The sequence below is a fragment of the Salinivibrio sp. MA440 genome (assembly GCF_001996265.1).
In the GTDB taxonomy this organism is placed as follows: Bacteria; Pseudomonadota; Gammaproteobacteria; order Enterobacterales; family Vibrionaceae; genus Salinivibrio; species Salinivibrio costicola.
The window spans coordinates 79,332-94,593 of the sequence record NZ_MUFI01000003.1 but is presented as its reverse complement, the minus strand read 5'-3'; the positions used below and the strand labels follow the sequence as shown (position 1 = coordinate 94,593).

The 15,262-nt window shown below is 50.8% G+C and carries 12 protein-coding genes; 9 read left to right on the top strand and 3 right to left on the bottom strand.

The window, feature by feature from the left end:
- Positions 1-6: 6 nt before the first annotated feature.
- The 5 genes from ispG (at position 7) to der (ending at position 5,829) form a co-directional block, all read left to right on the top strand.
- Positions 7-1,134, top strand: coding sequence for a flavodoxin-dependent (E)-4-hydroxy-3-methylbut-2-enyl-diphosphate synthase (gene ispG / locus BZG80_RS01670; RefSeq protein ID WP_021022930.1), 1,128 nt, complete (start codon positions 7-9; stop codon positions 1,132-1,134).
- A 54-nt stretch (positions 1,135-1,188) separates the two neighbouring features.
- A complete protein-coding gene (hisS, locus tag BZG80_RS01665; protein ID WP_028569626.1) occupies positions 1,189-2,457 on the top strand; it encodes a histidine--tRNA ligase in 1,269 nt (422 codons plus the stop codon).
- 12 nt (positions 2,458-2,469) lie between these two features.
- Positions 2,470-3,063: a YfgM family protein gene (locus BZG80_RS01660; RefSeq protein WP_021022932.1), complete on the top strand. Its 594-nt coding sequence runs from the start codon at positions 2,470-2,472 to the stop codon at positions 3,061-3,063.
- Positions 3,064-3,072: 9 nt separating this feature from the next.
- Positions 3,073-4,230 carry an outer membrane protein assembly factor BamB gene (gene bamB, locus BZG80_RS01655; RefSeq protein WP_021022933.1) on the top strand — a complete coding sequence of 386 codons (1,158 nt, stop codon included), beginning with the start codon at positions 3,073-3,075 and terminating at the stop codon, positions 4,228-4,230.
- Positions 4,231-4,323: 93 nt separating this feature from the next.
- Positions 4,324-5,829, top strand: coding sequence for a ribosome biogenesis GTPase Der (gene der / locus BZG80_RS01650; protein ID WP_021022934.1), 1,506 nt, complete (start codon positions 4,324-4,326; stop codon positions 5,827-5,829).
- Between the two features lie 400 nt (positions 5,830-6,229).
- Here der and xseA read toward each other — a convergent pair whose 3' ends face one another.
- Positions 6,230-7,585, bottom strand: a complete 1,356-nt coding sequence (gene xseA / locus BZG80_RS01645) for an exodeoxyribonuclease VII large subunit (RefSeq protein ID WP_077678610.1) — start codon at positions 7,583-7,585, stop codon at positions 6,230-6,232.
- A gap of 269 nt (positions 7,586-7,854) precedes the next feature.
- Between xseA and guaB the strand changes: the two genes are divergently transcribed.
- The 4 genes from guaB to tadA all read left to right on the top strand — a co-directional run bounded on the left by guaB (position 7,855) and on the right by tadA (position 13,470).
- Positions 7,855-9,318, top strand: a complete 1,464-nt coding sequence (guaB, locus tag BZG80_RS01640) for an IMP dehydrogenase (RefSeq protein WP_021022936.1) — start codon at positions 7,855-7,857, stop codon at positions 9,316-9,318.
- Between the two features lie 75 nt (positions 9,319-9,393).
- Positions 9,394-10,971, top strand: a complete 1,578-nt coding sequence (gene guaA, locus BZG80_RS01635; RefSeq protein ID WP_021022937.1) for a glutamine-hydrolyzing GMP synthase — start codon at positions 9,394-9,396, stop codon at positions 10,969-10,971.
- A 320-nt stretch (positions 10,972-11,291) separates the two neighbouring features.
- Positions 11,292-12,806 (top strand): AbgT family transporter, encoded by a 1,515-nt coding sequence (locus BZG80_RS01630; RefSeq protein WP_241833844.1) that lies wholly within the window; start codon positions 11,292-11,294, stop codon positions 12,804-12,806.
- A 118-nt stretch (positions 12,807-12,924) separates the two neighbouring features.
- Entirely contained in the window at positions 12,925-13,470 is a 546-nt protein-coding gene (tadA, locus tag BZG80_RS01625; protein ID WP_077678606.1) for a tRNA adenosine(34) deaminase TadA, read from the top strand.
- Here tadA and BZG80_RS15955 read toward each other — a convergent pair.
- On the bottom strand, positions 13,467-13,628 hold the full coding sequence (locus BZG80_RS15955) for a hypothetical protein (protein ID WP_021023011.1): 162 nt from the start codon (positions 13,626-13,628) through the stop codon (positions 13,467-13,469). The genes tadA and BZG80_RS15955 overlap by 4 nt on opposite strands.
- Positions 13,629-13,635: 7 nt before the next feature.
- Positions 13,636-15,144 carry a membrane-bound lytic murein transglycosylase MltF gene (gene mltF / locus BZG80_RS01620; protein ID WP_077678605.1) on the bottom strand — a complete coding sequence of 503 codons (1,509 nt, stop codon included), beginning with the start codon at positions 15,142-15,144 and terminating at the stop codon, positions 13,636-13,638.
- Positions 15,145-15,262 lie beyond the last annotated feature (118 nt).

Here is a 15,262-nt window from a genome sequence, read left to right as displayed (position 1 = left end):
GTCAATATGCACAACGAAAATCCGATTAAACGTCGTCCGTCCAAACGTATCAATGTGGGCAATGTGCCGATTGGTGATGGTGCGCCCATTGCAGTGCAATCAATGACCAATACGCGCACCACGGATGTTGAGGCGACCGTGGCGCAAATAAAAGCGCTCGAAAATGTGGGTGCAGACATTGTTCGCGTGTCAGTCCCCACTATGGATGCCGCTGAAGCCTTCAAAACAATTAAAGCGCAAACGTCGATCCCGCTAGTGGCAGATATTCACTTTGACTATCGTATCGCGCTTAAAGTCGCTGAATACGGTGTCGATTGTTTGCGGATCAACCCTGGGAATATCGGTAAAGAAGAGCGCATCCGTGCGGTGGTCGATGCTGCTCGCGATAAAAACATCCCGATTCGAATTGGTGTTAACGGTGGCTCGCTAGAACGTGATCTCCAGGAAAAATACGGTGAGCCAACGCCAGACGCGCTGGTAGAATCCGCGATGCGTCATGTTGATATTCTCGATCGACTCAACTTCGACCAATTTAAAGTCAGTGTGAAAGCATCAGACGTTTTTTTAGCGGTGGAATCCTACCGCAAATTAGCACAACAGATTGAGCAACCTCTTCACCTCGGGATCACCGAAGCAGGTGGTGCGCGCGCAGGGGCGGTAAAATCATCGGTTGGGCTAGGCATGTTACTCGCTGAAGGTATTGGCGATACGTTGCGTGTGTCGTTAGCAGCCGATCCTGTTGAAGAAATTAAAGTTGGGTTTGATATTCTTAAATCCCTCCGAATTCGCTCACGCGGGGTGAATTTTATCGCCTGCCCAAGCTGCTCTCGTCAGGAATTTGACGTCATCGGCACCGTGAATGCGCTTGAACAGCGCGTAGAAGATATTCTGACGCCAATGGACGTTTCAATCATTGGTTGCGTTGTCAATGGCCCAGGCGAAGCCGAAGCGTCACATCTTGGCCTTGCTGGTGGCAACAAGCGCAGTGCTTATTATCTCGACGGCAAACGTCAAAAAGAGCGCTTTACCAATGACAACTTGGTGGATGAGTTAGAAGCAAAAATCCGCGCCAAAGCGGCGATGATGGATGAGCGCAACCGCATCAAGGTGTCTCAAATCGATCAAGAAGGCTAAGCCATCAGGCTGCCTTTTCCCCTTTTATATATGATATCGGTAACGGAAGTTAACGTGGCTAAAACAATTCAAGCAATCCGAGGCATGAATGACTGCCTCCCTTCTCAATCTCCTTTGTGGCAGAAGCTCGAAAATACGATTAAACAGGTCGTCAGTGCCTATGGCTACAGTGAAGTACGTATGCCTATCGTCGAAGCAACACATCTGTTTAGCCGTGCGATTGGTGAAGTGACCGACGTTGTCGAAAAAGAAATGTACACCTTTGATGATCGAAACGGTGACAGCCTAACGCTACGACCTGAAGGCACGGCGGGTTGTGTCCGCGCAGGGATCGAAAACGGCTTGCTCTATAACCAGGAACACCGTTTGTGGTATACCGGGCCAATGTTCCGTCATGAGCGTCCACAAAAAGGCCGCTATCGTCAATTTCATCAATTTGGAGTGGAAGTCTTTGGCTTGAATGGCCCTGACGTTGATGCCGAATTGATCATGATGACGGCCCGGATGTGGCGTGAGCTGGGGATTGCTGAACACGTCCGTTTAGAACTTAACTCCATTGGTTCGCCGCAAGCGCGTGCGGATTATCGCCAAGCACTGGTTGCTTTTCTGATGCAGCACGAATCGGTGTTGGATGAGGACAGTAAACGTCGCATGCAGACCAATCCGCTACGTGTATTAGATACCAAAAACGCGGATATCCAGGCGATTCTTGTTGATGCGCCAAAGCTCAGTGATTATCTGGATGACGAGTCAAAACAACATTTTGCTGGATTGTGTGAACTCTTGGACGCGGCAGGTATCGAATACCAAGTGAATCACCGTCTAGTACGTGGACTTGATTATTACAACCGCACGGTCTTTGAGTGGATTACCGATAGCTTAGGCGCGCAGGGCACGGTGTGTGGCGGCGGCCGCTACGATGGTTTGGTTGAACAACTCGGTGGTAAGGCAACACCGGCGGTCGGGTTTGCAATGGGCCTTGAGCGCTTAGTCTTGATGCTCGAAAACCTGAGCCAAGATGATATCCGCCCAGTGGTGGATGTATACATGGTGACGGCAGGCGAGGGCGCCTTAGCCGCTGGGATGAAACTAGCCGAAAACCTGCGTGAGCAAGTGCCGGGGTTACGCGTTATGTCGCACTTTGGTGGTGGCAGTTTTAAAAAGCAATTTAAACGTGCAGACAAAGTCGGCGCATCCGTCGCATTGGTTTTGGGCGAAGACGAAGTCGCTAATCAAACGGTAGCGCTAAAAGATTTAAAAGGCGGCGAGCAACAAACTCTGAAGCAGGATCAGATCGCTGCGACATTAAAAGCATTGATTTAGAGAGGACAGATCGTGGACGTCTACACCACAGAAGAGCAGCAAGTTGAAGCCATTAAAAAGTGGTGGCGAGATAACGGGAAAGCGGTTGTAATCGGCGCTGTTGTCGGTTTAGGTGCCTTGTACGGCTGGCGTTATTTCCAGTCGCAACAGGTCGAAAGTAAGGAACAAGCCTCTCAACAATACGAACAAACTTTGAACAGTATCGAGAGCGGTGATGGCACGGCACTGAGCCAGCTCGAGGGGCATGAAGGTTATCAAGCGCTGGCGGCACTTAACCTGGCAAAGAAACAGGTTGAACAGGGAGAGCTAGACAGTGCACGTAAACAGCTGCAAACGGCCCAGCAAGCGGTAAATGATGATGCGCTCTATGGGTTGGTAACCACGCGTTTAGCGCGTGTGAACGCGGAGCTGGGTCAGTATGACGCGGCACTGAGTGAACTGGATAAAGTGACCGCGTCAAGTTGGACAGCCAAAGTACAGGAAATTCGCGGTGATATTTTGCTTCGGCAAGGGGACAGTGAGGCCGCTCGTGATGCCTATACCGCCTCGCTTGAGGCAGGAGCGAGTCCAACCGTCACGATGAAGCTTGATAACCTCAGTCAATAAGGGCGTGGTATGAAAAAAGGATTATGGCGCATAGCCGCTGTGGCCACGACTTTGGCGATACTGACCGGTTGTGCGGGTGAAGAAGATGTTGTGCAAATGGCACCATTACCCACTGTAACGGATAAAATTGCATCATCACAGATTTGGCAAGCCCAAGTCGGTGATGGTGTCGGGCAATATTATTCGGCCCTTCAACCGACGGTCGCGTACGATAAGGTATTCGCCGCTGACCGCCAGGGAGAAGTGGCTGCGTTTGATCTTGAAAGTGGCGAGCGTATTTGGCAGCAGTCGGTGCAAACTGAGACGCCAGCGTTGTTATCTGGTGGGCTGAGTGCATCCTACGGTAAAGTGTATGTTGGCGGAGAAACCGGCGAACTGTATGCCTTGGATGCTGAAACAGGCGAGCGCCTTTGGCAGCAAAATGTGAACGGTGAAATCCTGGCCAAGCCTTTGGTCGACGCTGGTATGGTGATCGTTAATACCAGCCGCGGTGAGTTGGTTGCGCTTGATGCGGAATCCGGTGAGCCTCAGTGGAGTAACGCCAATGATGTCCCTAATCTAAGTTTGCGCGGCGAGAGTGCCCCCGTAACCGTGTCAGGCGGTGTATTCTGGGGGATGGCGAATGGTCGTCTTGGCGCCGCGATGATCGAAACAGGTCGCTCTATTTGGCAAATTCCGATTTCGACACCCAAAGGGGCGACCGAAATTGATCGTCTTGTTGATGTGGATGCGACCCCTGTGATTGATGGCGACCGTTTGTATGCCGTGGGCTATAATGGGCAGTTAGTGTCGATTGATTTACGCTCGGGAAAAGCAGCATGGAAGCGTGATTTTTCATCGGCCAACGATTTTATTGCGGCGGGTAATAGCCTTTATTTAATTGATGATAAAGACAATATTGTCGCATTAGATGCACGTAATGGTTTAGAGAAATGGCGCAACAGTGAGTTAGCGTATCGCATATTAACTGCGCCAGCGGCAAGCGATGGTTATCTCGTGGTTGGAGATAGCCAAGGGTACTTGCATTGGCTCGATCCAGAAACTGGGGATTTTGTTGCCCAGCAATCGCTTGAAGGCGAGGGTATTGCGGTGGCGCCCGTGCAAACCGATAATGGCTATATCGTGATAACACGCGATGGCCAATTGAGAAAGCTGGCTATCGACTAGTATCAGCCACCCAGTTTTATATTTAGGCTCCTGGCTGTATAGACAGTTGGGAGCCTTGTTTATTGATAAGAGAATGAAAATTAAGAGGTCTACATGATTCCTGTTATAGCCCTAGTAGGGCGCCCGAATGTGGGAAAATCGACGCTCTTTAACCGTCTTACCCGCACGCGCGATGCATTAGTAGCGGATTTTCCGGGACTGACCAGGGATCGAAAATACGGCAAGGCATTGCTGGATGAGCACGAATTTATCGTGATCGACACCGGCGGGATTGATGGTACAGAAGAGGGTGTAGAAACCAAAATGGCCGAACAATCGCTTGCTGCGATTGAAGAAGCCGACGTGGTGTTATTTATGGTGGACGGGCGTGCAGGATTAACACCTGCTGATCGGGATATTGCTCAACATATCCGTGTCCGCGAAAAAACTAGCTTTTTGGTCGTCAACAAAGTAGACGGTATTGACCCAGATACCGCAACCGCAGACTTTTGGCAATTAGGCATGGACAACATGTATCAAATTGCTGCCGCACACGGTCGTGGGGTCAGCGGATTGATTAATCGTGCTCTAACGCCCTTTGCCGAACAAGCGCTACAGCAAGCGCAGGAAGAGACAGGTCTGGTTGACCTGACCGATGAGCAAGATGACATCGATGATCAAGACAACCCGACCGTGAACACAGAAGAGCAGGCAGAAAATGAGTACGCCTACCTTCAATCACTGCCGATTAAAATTGGTATTATAGGTCGCCCCAATGTGGGTAAATCGACCTTGACCAATCGCATGCTCGGTGAAGAACGAGTCGTCGTTTACGATATGCCGGGGACCACACGAGACTCCATTTATATCCCGATGGAGCGCGATGGGCGCGAGTACGTGATGATTGATACGGCCGGTATACGTCGTCGTAAACATGTTAGTGAAAAAGTTGAAAAATTTTCTGTTATTCAAACACTTAAGGCTATCGAAGACGCGAACGTCGTGCTGCTAGTGATTGATGCTCGAGAAAATATATCTGATCAAGACTTGAGCTTGCTAGGGTTTGCCTTGAATGCGGGCCGTTCGATCGTGTTGGCGGTTAACAAGTGGGATGGCTTAGATAGCGAGATTAAAACGCGGGTGAAATCCGAGCTGGATCGTCGCCTTGGTTTTGTCGACTTTGCACGCGTTCACTTTATTTCTGCGTTGCATGGTACCGGTGTCGGTCACTTGTTTGAGTCCATTCAAGAAGCCTATCAGTCGGCGACCAAACGTGTCGGAACCGCGATGCTAACCCGTATTTTGAAAATGGCGCAAGATGACCATCAGCCTCCAATGATACGTGGCCGCCGAGTGAAGCTAAAATATGCACACGCCGGTGGATATAACCCACCCATTGTGGTCGTCCATGGTAACTTGGTGAGTGAGTTGCCAGACTCCTATAAGCGCTACCTGATGAATTATTATCGTCGAACCTTAGACATTATGGGCACACCGATAAAGATTCAGTTCCAGAACAGTGAAAACCCGTATGAGGGTAAAAAAGAAAAGCTGACGTTATCTCAGTCACGTCAACGCAAACGCTTGATGGACATGGTTAAAAACCGCAATAAGAAGTAAACGAAAGCCCAGCCTTGATGCTGGGCTTTTTTGATCCCGCCTACTTTTAACGATCCAAACCTGGATCTTGAATTTATCATTCGTGATCATAATCACATTAAAGCCACGTCGTCTGTGATGTCGTGGATCTTAGCTTATCGCGTGACTGGGCAGGTTTTGAGCGGCGATAATTGCATCACCCCTTCACCTCACTCTCATTTCATTTATGCTGGATCTTTAATTTACAACGCTATTTTTTAGTGTTTTATATCGATAAAAATCCAAATGCAGAACATGTAACTTATGCTTTYGGGAAGTGTATTGATAAATATTCTTTTCAGGGTAGGAAGCTGATCAAGGGGAATTAACCCCAAGATCGCTCGATCGCTTACTGATCGGTTAGATGTGTATTGTACAGAGTTTAATCAGCCGACTGACTTGGATGACGCTGTTGTACCACGCTGGTGATCTCGCCGTTACTGAGCTGGGTGCGCAGGATATCGCCTTCATGCAGTTGATTGATGTTATTAATAATTCGCCCATCACTGTCACGGCTAATCGAATAGCCACGAGAGAGCGTCGCTAATGGACTGACGGCATCCAAGGTCGCCACCAAGGTCAAAAGTCGCTGCTGCGCGTGTGACAATTGCGAGTTCATCGCGTGGACGAGGCGTTGATGGTGCTGTGCCAATTGAGCCTGATGTTGATGAATACGATGCTCAGGCGTCACGCGTTGTAACCGGCTATCCAGGGCATTAAGCTGGTGGTTATATCGTGAAAGCTGTTTCGTCAGTCCTTGGTGAATGCGCCTTTGCAGCTCATCAATATGCTGACTTTGCTGTTGCAGACGACGACGGGGGTGTTGGTGAGACAAACGGTGTTCGTGTTGCGTCAGTTCCCGTTGCTGGCGATAAAGTAGCGTGCCGATCGCGTTTTTAAGCGCTTGCTCGCGCTGCTGATATTGCTGCAAGCGATAACTCAGATCACGGCTAACAAGTTCTGCGGCAGCTGATGGGGTGGGGGCGCGAACATCGGCAACAAAGTCAGCAATGGTCACATCCACTTCATGGCCTACGGCACTGACGATGGGGATCTGACTCGCGGCGATGGTACGGGCGACGATTTCTTCATTAAAGCACCATAAATCCTCGAGTGACCCACCGCCACGACCAACAATCAGTACGTCACACTCATGACGGCTATTGGCGCGCCCGATCGCTTGCGCTATCGATACTGCCGCATCTTGCCCTTGCACCAGGGTCGGATAAATCACCACCGGCAGGCTAGGGTCCCGTCTTTTAAGTACATTCAGAATATCATGCAAGGCAGCGCCGGTTTTGGAGGTGATTATGCCAACGCGCTTTGGTTGGTCGGGCAAAGCTTGCTTAGCGGTTTGTGCGAACAACCCTTCTGCGGCTAACGCTTGTTTACGTTGCTCAAACGCCTGCTGCAGTCGTCCATCGCCTTCGGGCTGCATGCTTTCTAAGATTAGCTGATAGTCGCCTCGAGGCTCGTACATAGACACACGCGCGCGCACCAGGACTTGATCCCCATTTTTGGGTTTAAAGGTCACGCGACGATTGTTACCACGAAACATGGCACACTTCACTTGGCTTTGGTTGTCTTTGAGTGACAAATACCAATGGCCAGACGTTGCCGCGGTAAAATTGGAGAGTTCGCCCGTTAGCCAGACAATGCCAATGTTTTTTTCTAAGCAAAGACGCACCTCCGCATTGAGGCGGGAAACGGACAAAATATGTTGATTACTCGCGGTCACAATCGCTGATCCTTTTGATAAACCTGATCGCATACTACCTGCCGTATACTGGGATGCCAACTGACTCAGCATGACGATAGCCAGGCGATCGAAGCAATCGATTGCGAAAAAATGAACAATGTATCCGTTGATAAATCAACCGACTAAATCTGTCTTGGACAATCAATCGCTATTCTTAGTAAAAATCGATAGCCAAACGTTTGCGCTGCACGTATAATTCTGCGGCAATATTTTGTTCCCCTTCACAACTTTTAGTGTGAGATATTGCAATGCTGAGAATCGCGAAAGAAGCGTTAACCTTTGACGATGTACTCCTCGTCCCTGCCCACTCAAATGTACTCCCTAACCATGCGGATCTGCGGACCCAATTGACCCGTTCAATTAGCCTGAACATCCCTGTGCTCTCTGCAGCAATGGATACAGTGACCGAAGCCCGTTTGGCCATCGCATTGGCACAAGAAGGCGGCCTTGGCTTTATCCATAAAAATATGACCATCGAGCAGCAAGCCGAGCAAGTGCGCTTGGTGAAAATCTATGAAGCGGGCATGGTGTCTAACCCGGTTACGGTGACGCCTGAGATGACCATTGCCGATGTCAAAGCCTTGACCGAACGCAATGGCTTTGCCGGTTATCCAGTGGTGAATAAACAAAAAGAGCTGGTTGGCATTATTACAGGACGCGACGTGCGTTTTGTCTCAGATCTTAGCAAACGTGTTGAAGATGTGATGACCCCTCAGTCTCGTCTCGCCACCGTGCGTGAGGGCGCTGAGCGTGAGCAAGTGCAACAGTTGATGCAGCAGCATCGCGTCGAAAAAATTCTGGTCGTCAACCAAGACCATCATCTCAGCGGCATGATCACCGCCAAAGATTTCCAGAAAGCGGAAAGCAAGCCTAACGCCTGTAAAGACGAACAAGGTCGTTTGCGTGTCGGTGGTGCCGTCGGCGCAGGGGCGGGCAATGAAGAGCGTATCGCGGCCTTGGTGGAAGCGGGAATCGATGTGTTACTTATTGACTCATCACACGGCCACTCTGAGGGCGTCCTACAACGTATTCGTGATGCCAGAGCCTCGTACCCGCACTTACAAATTGTGGGCGGTAACGTTGCCACTGCCGAGGGCGCACGTGCCTTGATTGACGCGGGTGTGGATGCCGTAAAAGTCGGTATTGGCCCAGGCTCTATTTGTACCACGCGTATCGTCACTGGCGTGGGTGTGCCGCAAATTACCGCGATCAGTGATGCCGCTGCCGTCGCGCAAGAGTATGGTATTCCGGTAATTGCCGATGGCGGTATTCGTTTCTCGGGTGACTTGTGTAAAGCCATTGCTGCCGGCGCATCCTGTGTGATGGTGGGCTCAATGCTCGCCGGTACCGAAGAGTCTCCGGGTGAAGTCGAGCTTTACCAAGGCCGCGCGTACAAATCTTATCGCGGTATGGGCTCAGTGGGCGCCATGTCAAAAGGCTCATCTGACCGTTACTTCCAAAGCGATAACGCCGCCGATAAGTTGGTGCCTGAAGGCATAGAAGGGCGCGTTGATTACAAAGGCATGATGAAAGAGATCATCCACCAACAAATGGGCGGGTTGCGTTCAAGCATGGGCTTAACGGGCTCTGCCACCATAGAAGAGATGCGCACTAACGCGCAGTTTGTTCGCGTGACCGGCGCGGGCATGAAAGAATCACACGCGCATGATGTCACCATTACTAAAGAAGCGCCGAACTATCGCCTCGGCTAAAGACATCACTACCGCGATGCATTTGAGAGGGGAGCACAGCTCCCCTTTGTTCCACTTAATTGAGAAAGCCAGATAATGACCCAGAACATTCATGCTCAACGTATTTTGATCCTTGATTTTGGCTCCCAGTACACCCAGTTGATTGCGCGCCGTGTCCGTGAAATTGGTGTGTATTGTGAGCTTTGGAGCTGGGATGTCGATGAGCAAGACATTCGTGACTTTGCTCCCAACGGCATCATCCTATCCGGTGGCCCAGAGAGCGTGGCAGAAGCCAACTCGCCACGTGCACCGCAATATGTCTTTGACGCAGGCGTGCCTGTGTTGGGCGTATGCTATGGCATGCAGACCATGGCTGAGCAGCTTGGTGGTAAGGTTGCGGGCTCTGAGCATCGCGAGTTTGGCTACGCGCAAGTAAAACGCGTTGGCCAGAGCGCACTGTTTGATGGCATTGAAGATGCTATTGCCGATGATGGTCACCCACTTTTAGATGTGTGGATGAGCCACGGCGATAAAGTGGTCGCGATTCCGGAAGATTTTGTCAAAATCGCTGAAACAGACACCTGTCCGTTTGCAGCCATGGCCAACGAAGATAAACGTTTTTATGGTGTTCAGTTTCACCCAGAAGTGACGCACACGCGCCAAGGCAAACGGATGCTTGAGCAGTTTGTGATGCAAATCTGCCAGTGCGAGCGTTTGTGGACACCGGCAACCATTATTGACGATGCGATTGAGCGTATTCGTGAGCAAGTGGGGGATGACGAGGTGATCCTTGGCTTGTCTGGCGGCGTCGATTCTTCTGTAGTGGCTATGCTGGTTCACCGTGCGATTGGCGATAAGCTCACGTGTGTGTTCGTTGATAACGGCCTGCTGCGCCTTAACGAAGGTGAGCAAGTGCTGGAAATGTTCGGCGATCACTTTGGGTTGAACATTATTCATGTCAATGCGGAAGACCGCTTCCTTAATGCCTTGAAAGGTGAAGCCGATCCCGAAGCGAAGCGTAAAATCATTGGCCGGGTGTTTGTCGAAGTGTTCGACGAGCAAGCGAGTAAAATGGACAATGCTAAATGGCTGGCGCAAGGCACCATCTACCCAGACGTGATCGAATCGGCGGCTTCGAAAACCGGTAAAGCGCATGTGATCAAATCACACCACAACGTCGGTGGCTTACCGGAAGAGATGGAAATGGGTCTGGTTGAGCCACTCAAAGAGCTGTTCAAAGACGAAGTCCGTAAAATCGGTCTTGAGCTGGGCTTGCCATATCACATGCTGTTCCGCCACCCCTTCCCAGGGCCAGGCTTAGGTGTGCGCGTGCTGGGCGAAATCCAAAAAGAATACTGCGATCTGCTTCGTCGCGCCGATGCGATCTTTATTGAAGAGCTACGCAACGCCGATCTCTACGAGAAAGTCTCGCAAGCCTTCGCCGTGTTCTTACCGGTTCGCTCGGTGGGCGTGATGGGCGATGGCCGTAAATACGATTGGATCATCGCCCTGCGTGCCGTCGAAACCATCGACTTTATGACCGCGCACTGGGCACACCTGCCATACGATTTCCTCGGCAAAGTGTCGAACCGCATCATCAACGAAGTCGACGGCATCTCCCGCGTGGTTTACGACGTCTCCGGCAAACCGCCTGCGACGATTGAGTGGGAATAAGCGTTTGAGAAAGTAAAACGCTAGTTTAACGACATAAAGCCCATGCCTAGCGTGGGCTTTTTTGTTTCTAAATGTTTCATTGCTGTCTGTAAGCATCCGTTTTTTGTGCTGCTTTTCTAACTTTAAAGGAATTTAACATTGGGTTAACTGGCTTACTTATGGCTAACTATGCTGATTTTTGCTTTACTGACGATAATTTGTCATTTTATTGTCATTAAAGCCTGCTGGATCAGGTAAGCCAAAACACAACATCGAAAATAATGGAGTTCCCAGTGAGTCAACACATTAATCCAGCAACCGATACAGGCCGACCGCGCGGCATGGATCGGTTTTTAAATATGATAGAGCGTGCGGGTAACCGGATCCCAGATCCTGCCTTATTGTTTTTCTGGGGCCTGGTGACGGTTTGGGTGCTCTCCGCTCTTTTGTCACAAATCACGTTTAATTCTGTTCACCCATTGACCGGGGACACCGTCCAAGTCAAAAACCTGCTCACCGGTGATGCGCTCGCCCACTTTTTAGCCAATATGGTTGACACTTTTACAGGTTTTGCGCCGCTTGGGATTGTATTGGTTGCGATGTTAGGGGTGGGTGTGGCTGATCAGTCAGGCTTTATCACCACCGGTTTGAAGAAAATGCTGAGTGTGACGCCGAAGCAAGCACTCACACCCATGCTGATTTTGGTGGCGATCGTGTCACACACGGCGGCGGATGCAGGCTATGTACTGGTGATCCCACTCGGCGGGATTATCTTCCACGCGGCGGGGCGTCATCCGCTAGCGGGGATTGCCGCCGCTTTTGCTGGGGTGTCGGGAGGCTTCTCGGCCAACTTTATTCCGTCTGGCATTGATCCTTTGCTGGCAGGCTTTACCGAGTCGGCCGCACACGTGTTGGATGACAGCTACCAAGTTAATCCCCTCGCTAACATCTACTTTACGGGCTTGTCGTCTATTTTAATCGTGGCGCTGGGCTGGTTTGTGACTGAGAAAATTGTCGAGCCACGCTTAAATCGCACACCGATTGATGAGGATGCCGAAGAGGCGCCTGATCTGGGCTCATTCACCACCATTGAAGGTAAAGCCTTTAACCGTGCCGGATTGGCGATGCTGGCCGGGATTGCCGCGCTGGTGGCGGCCTCATGGCCGGAAACCTCGCCGCTTCGGTCACCGGCGGGCGAGCTCACCGCCTTTGATGCACCGATTATGCAATCGATCGTGCCGCTCATTTTTGTGCTGTTTATTATTCCAGGCATTGTGTATGGCAAAACCGCAGGCACCTTTAAAACCAGCCAAGATGTGATTAAATCCATGTCTGACACCATGGCGACCATGGGCGCTTATATGGTGATGGCATTTTTCTGTGCGCAATTCTTAGCCGCATTCACCCAATCAAATATTGGTACCTTGTTAGCGCTGAATGGCGCGGAGCTATTGCAGTCAATGAACCTGCCAGGTGAGATGACGATTGTGGGGATGATTTTGCTCACCGCACTCGTGAACCTGTTAATCGGTTCTGCGTCAGCGAAATGGGGTCTGATTGGACCGATTTTGGTGCCAATGCTGATGGTTGTCGGTATTTCCCCTGAATTGTCACAAGCGGCCTATCGTGTCGGGGATTCCGTTTCGAACATTATCTCGCCATTAATGGTGTTCTTCCCACTCGTTGTGGTGTATTGCCAGCGCTATGTTAAAGCAACAGGCATTGGCACCGTGGCGTCAATGATGATCCCTTATTCATTGACCATGCTGGTGGGCTGGACCTTGTTCTTGCTAGCGTACTGGGCATTCGGATTGCCACTGGGTATTCAAGCAAGCTATCAGTACCTGGTGCAATAACGGTCACATAGAGCGCGTATCGTCTATCATGACGTTGCAGACACAAGCCGGCCTTCGAGCCGGCTTATTTGTGTCGTATACTAGCGATGAATTACATAGCCAATAAACCGAGGTTGGAATGAACGAGCCACAAACGTCGGATACGATTCACGACGTTTATATGCGCCAGGCGATCACACTGGCCGACAATGCTGAGCAAGAAGGTGAAGTGCCTGTCGGCGCCGTGGTGGTGTATCAAGGTGAGGTTGTGGGCACAGGGTGGAACCGAACCATTACCCAGCATGATGCCACTGCCCATGCCGAAGTGATGGCCTTACGCCAAGCCGGCCAAGTGCTGGGTAATTATCGCCTATTAGACGCGGATCTTTATGTGACACTCGAACCGTGCCCGATGTGTGCGGCGGCGATGGTGCATGGCCGTGTCAGAAAGGTGTATTTTGGCGCGCCGGATCCCAAAACCGGCGCGGCTGGCTCGGTGATGAACCTACTCAGTTATGAAGAGGTAAATCACCATGTGCAAAGCGAGGGTGGGATATTAGAAGCTGAGTGCCGTGCGCAACTGCAAGCGTTTTTCCGCCGTCGTCGTGCTGAAAAAAAGGCTGCAAAAAAAACAGCCCGTGGTGAGGCTTCTATTGTGTCGTCTGATTCAGACCAAGCGTCTTAAAACGCCTCATCAAACGCGGCAAACTCACGAATCGCAAACGCGCGTTGGCGCCATAGTACTTTCTTGTGCATATTTTGGCGCATGCGCTTGCGACGGTTAGCCGATGAAATATTGTTTTTACGAAAGCTTTGTTTCACCAGCCGTTTTTTTGGCACCATAGGATCCTCATTGCGGTTGCTTTTCTGATTGCGATATTGGGTTTTGTTCAGAGCCCTCTGGCGTAGTATCCGGCGCTGGTTCAGCAACTTGCTCGGAGGATGGCTCGGGCGCAATGATGGTTTGCAGCCCACCGAGCGATTCGACTTGCTGACTGTCCAGCGACTCTATATGTGCTTTTTCATAGCCTAGAATACTCTGATAATAACGGCGAATATTCTCAACATAGCTTAGCGCTTCATAGCCACGTGCATAGCCGTATCGCGTTTGCGTGTAATATTGGCGCTTAGCGAGCAAGGGAAGTCGCTGTTTCACATCACTCCACGAGTTAGGATTGGCGCCTTGCGCTTCAGTGAGTCGCCGTGCATCCATCATATGACCAAAGCCAATGTTGTAAGAGGCGAAAGCAAACCAAATCCGCTCGTGTGGGTTAACACTGTCGGGAATCCGGTCGAGCATACGCTGCAGGTAGAGTGAGCCGCCTTTGATGCTTTGTTCGGGATCCAGACGGTTGCGCACGCCGACGGATTTAGCGGTCGGTAACGTCAGCATCATCATCCCACGTACCCCTGTGGGAGATATGGCGCGTGGGTTCCAGTGCGATTCTTGATACGACAAGGCGGCAAGCAGGCGCCAATCAAAATCGTTCGCATGCTTTTTGAAAAGGGGCTCCCACTGCGGGAGTTTGCTTTCTATGGCGCGCAAAAATGCGCGGGTATCAACGTAATCAAATTGATTCACGTGGCCAAAATACTTTTCTTCTAAAATTGCCAAGTCACCGGTTTGGTTCAGCTCACCAAAAAAATTCACCATCAGGGCATAGGCGCTGCTGTCGCCCTGTTTTTTCATAAACCAGGCGACGGGCTCATCTTCACTCAGAGCCATGGCGACGGCAATATCGGGTTGGGTGCGTTGCATTAAGGCAATATCGACGGAGTCGGCAATGGTAAAATCGATATCACCGTCTGCAACCTGTTTAAGCAGTTCATCGTCGTCGGCGTCTTGCACAACTTTCCAGCTTAAATCGGGGTGATCGTTTTTAAGCGATTGTAAGGTGAGATCGTGACTCGAACCTTCCACTACCGCCATTACCGCGTTCTCGCGGTTAAAATCGCCAACATCGCGAGGGCGCCAATGTCCCTTTTTATACACCACTTGTTGGCTGACAAAATAGTAGGCGGGGCCGGGGCGAAATTGGGCCAAGCGTTGGTCGGTAATGGTGAGTCCTGCAGCAATTAAATCGACATCACCGCGCTCTAATGCAGGAAAGAGGCCGGATAACGTATAGGTCGGCACCATTTCCAGCTTTACGCCAAGCTTGTCAGCAAAACGTGATGCAAGTTCGTAATCCAGCCCGGTTGGGCCATCAGGACCAATGTAATAAGAAAGTTCGTTATTGAGCGTTCCGACTCTTAGCACGCCGCGGTCGCGGATTTTTTCCAGTACGGTGCGATCGTCGAAGTGCCAATCACACCCCGTTAATACCAGGCTAACTACCAGCACGACAAGGCTAGTCATCCATGATTTCAGAGAAAAGTCACGCTGTATCAAAGGCTGTCGCTCGCAGTTGCTGGCTAGCGTGGTAGTGCTAGCGATGATCGATAGACGCCACATTCTACGTGAATAGGTTGGATAC

Bases quoted from the DNA above. Each gene is read 5' to 3' on its own strand.
- bamB (WP_021022933.1), top strand. From the start codon at position 3,073: ATGAAAAAAGGATTATGGCGCATAGCCGCTGTGGCCACGACTTTGGCG.
- BZG80_RS15955 (WP_021023011.1), bottom strand. From the start codon at position 13,628: ATGGTGCCAAAAAAACGGCTGGTGAAACAAAGCTTTCGTAAAAACAAT.
- guaA (WP_021022937.1), top strand. From the start codon at position 9,394: ATGACCCAGAACATTCATGCTCAACGTATTTTGATCCTTGATTTTGGC.
- tadA (WP_077678606.1), top strand. From the start codon at position 12,925: ATGAACGAGCCACAAACGTCGGATACGATTCACGACGTTTATATGCGC.
- der (WP_021022934.1), top strand. From the start codon at position 4,324: ATGATTCCTGTTATAGCCCTAGTAGGGCGCCCGAATGTGGGAAAATCG.
- ispG (WP_021022930.1), top strand. From the start codon at position 7: ATGCACAACGAAAATCCGATTAAACGTCGTCCGTCCAAACGTATCAAT.
- mltF (WP_077678605.1), bottom strand. From the start codon at position 15,144: ATGACTAGCCTTGTCGTGCTGGTAGTTAGCCTGGTATTAACGGGGTGT.
- BZG80_RS01630 (WP_241833844.1), top strand. From the start codon at position 11,292: ATGGATCGGTTTTTAAATATGATAGAGCGTGCGGGTAACCGGATCCCA.
- guaB (WP_021022936.1), top strand. From the start codon at position 7,855: ATGCTGAGAATCGCGAAAGAAGCGTTAACCTTTGACGATGTACTCCTC.